Origin of the sequence: Brachybacterium nesterenkovii (assembly GCF_900163655.1) — a bacterium.
Taxonomy (GTDB): Bacteria; Actinomycetota; Actinomycetes; order Actinomycetales; family Dermabacteraceae; genus Brachybacterium; species Brachybacterium nesterenkovii.
Genome location: NZ_FWFG01000063.1, coordinates 1 through 1,234, shown reverse-complemented (window position 1 = coordinate 1,234; position 1,234 = coordinate 1). Strand labels below are relative to the sequence as shown.

Sequence of the window (1,234 nt, the reverse complement as noted above, 5' to 3'; positions counted from 1 at the left end):
TGCCCACCCCGTCCCGGGCGCCGCCGCCGCGGCTTGACACAACATAGAAGCATCCCGGGTTTGTTAGAGGCTCGCAAGTGCCGCGTCGGCGGGTGCCGGTGCGGGGTGGTTGTGATGGTAGGTGTCCTCGAGCTCGACGGGCGGGATCATGCCGATCTCGCCGTGAAGTCGCCGGTGATTGAACCAGTCGATGTATTCCGCGGTCGCGATCTCGAGGTCGTCGATGTTCTTCCAGGGCCCGCGGTTGCGGACCAGTTCAGCCTTGAACAGCGAGTTGAAGGCCTCGGCCAGGGCATTGTCATACGAGTCGCCGGTGGAGCCGAACGAGGCGGCCGCGCCGGCCTCAGCAAAACGCTCGGTGTAGCAGATGGCGACGTACTGAAGCGTCCTTATCGCTGTGGTGCGTGAGCCCGGAAACGGCCTGGCCTGCGTGATCGCGGGTCCAGATGCCCATCTCGAGCGCGTCCAACGCGAGGTCCGTCCGCAGCGACTTCGACAGCTGCCAGCCGACCACGCGGCGGGAGAACACATCGATGACGAACGCGGCATACACCCAGCCGGCAAAGGTGCGGCAGTAGGTGATATCCGCGACCCACAACTGGTTCGGAACGGTCGCAGTGAAGTCACGTTCGACCCGGTCAAGACGATTATCCGGGCCACGACCGGAGATCGTGGTGCGCGGGCCCTTGGCCCGGCCGACCCCTCGCAACCCCGCGCCGCGCATGAGCCGCTCGACCGTGCAAAGCGCGATGACGACACCCTCGCGGCGCAGCTGAGCGTGGACCTTCTTCGCCCCCTAGACGCCGAAGTTCGCCGCATGGACGCGGTGGATCTCGACCAGCAGTTCCTCGTCGCGTAGTCCTCGCTTCGAGGGTGGGCGGGTCGTGAACGCGTAGTACGTGCTCGGCGCGATCTGCGTGCCCGCTGCGGTCAGCGTTCGACAGATCGGCTCAACGCCGAACTCATGCCTGTACTGGTCGATGTACTCCACGATCAACGCTGTGGGCGGTCGAGCTCCGCGATGCTCCTATGTCAAGTTCAGGTACTCAGGCGGCCATGAGCGTCACCGTAGACGCGGGATCCTGCATTGTCGACGACCCCATAGGGGCTCATCCGAATCCAGGGTGTAGTCGGGGTCTGAACCCGCCGGTCTCGAGCAGGGATCTGGCGATGTAGTTGGTCAGGTTGCGGAACCCCAGCGCCGAGCCGCGCAGGTGCTCGAGCCTGCCGTTGA

Annotated in this window: 3 protein-coding genes, 1 pseudogene and 1 other annotated feature; all 4 genes and pseudogenes read right to left on the bottom strand. The window is 65.2% G+C overall.

Annotation, left to right across the window (positions count from 1 at the left end; translation table 11 throughout):
• Positions 1 to 63: 63 nt before the first annotated feature.
• Positions 64 to 369 carry an integrase core domain-containing protein gene (locus tag FM110_RS14920; protein ID WP_407641034.1) on the bottom strand — a complete coding sequence of 102 codons (306 nt, stop codon included), beginning with the start codon at positions 367 to 369 and terminating at the stop codon, positions 64 to 66.
• On the bottom strand, positions 344 to 724 hold the full coding sequence (locus tag FM110_RS14540; RefSeq protein WP_087103968.1) for a DDE-type integrase/transposase/recombinase: 381 nt from the start codon (positions 722 to 724) through the stop codon (positions 344 to 346). The genes FM110_RS14920 and FM110_RS14540 overlap by 26 nt, the downstream gene beginning before the upstream one ends.
• Positions 701 to 784, bottom strand: a pseudogene (locus FM110_RS14750) (IS3 family transposase); the annotation flags it as partial. The gene FM110_RS14540 and the pseudogene FM110_RS14750, both read right to left, overlap by 24 nt.
• A 12-nt stretch (positions 785 to 796) precedes the next feature.
• Entirely contained in the window at positions 797 to 991 is a 195-nt protein-coding gene (locus FM110_RS07025) for a hypothetical protein (RefSeq protein ID WP_087103966.1), read from the bottom strand.
• Positions 905 to 1,026, bottom strand: a sequence feature (AL1L pseudoknot). (Overlaps the previous gene by 87 nt.)
• Positions 1,027 to 1,234 lie beyond the last annotated feature (208 nt).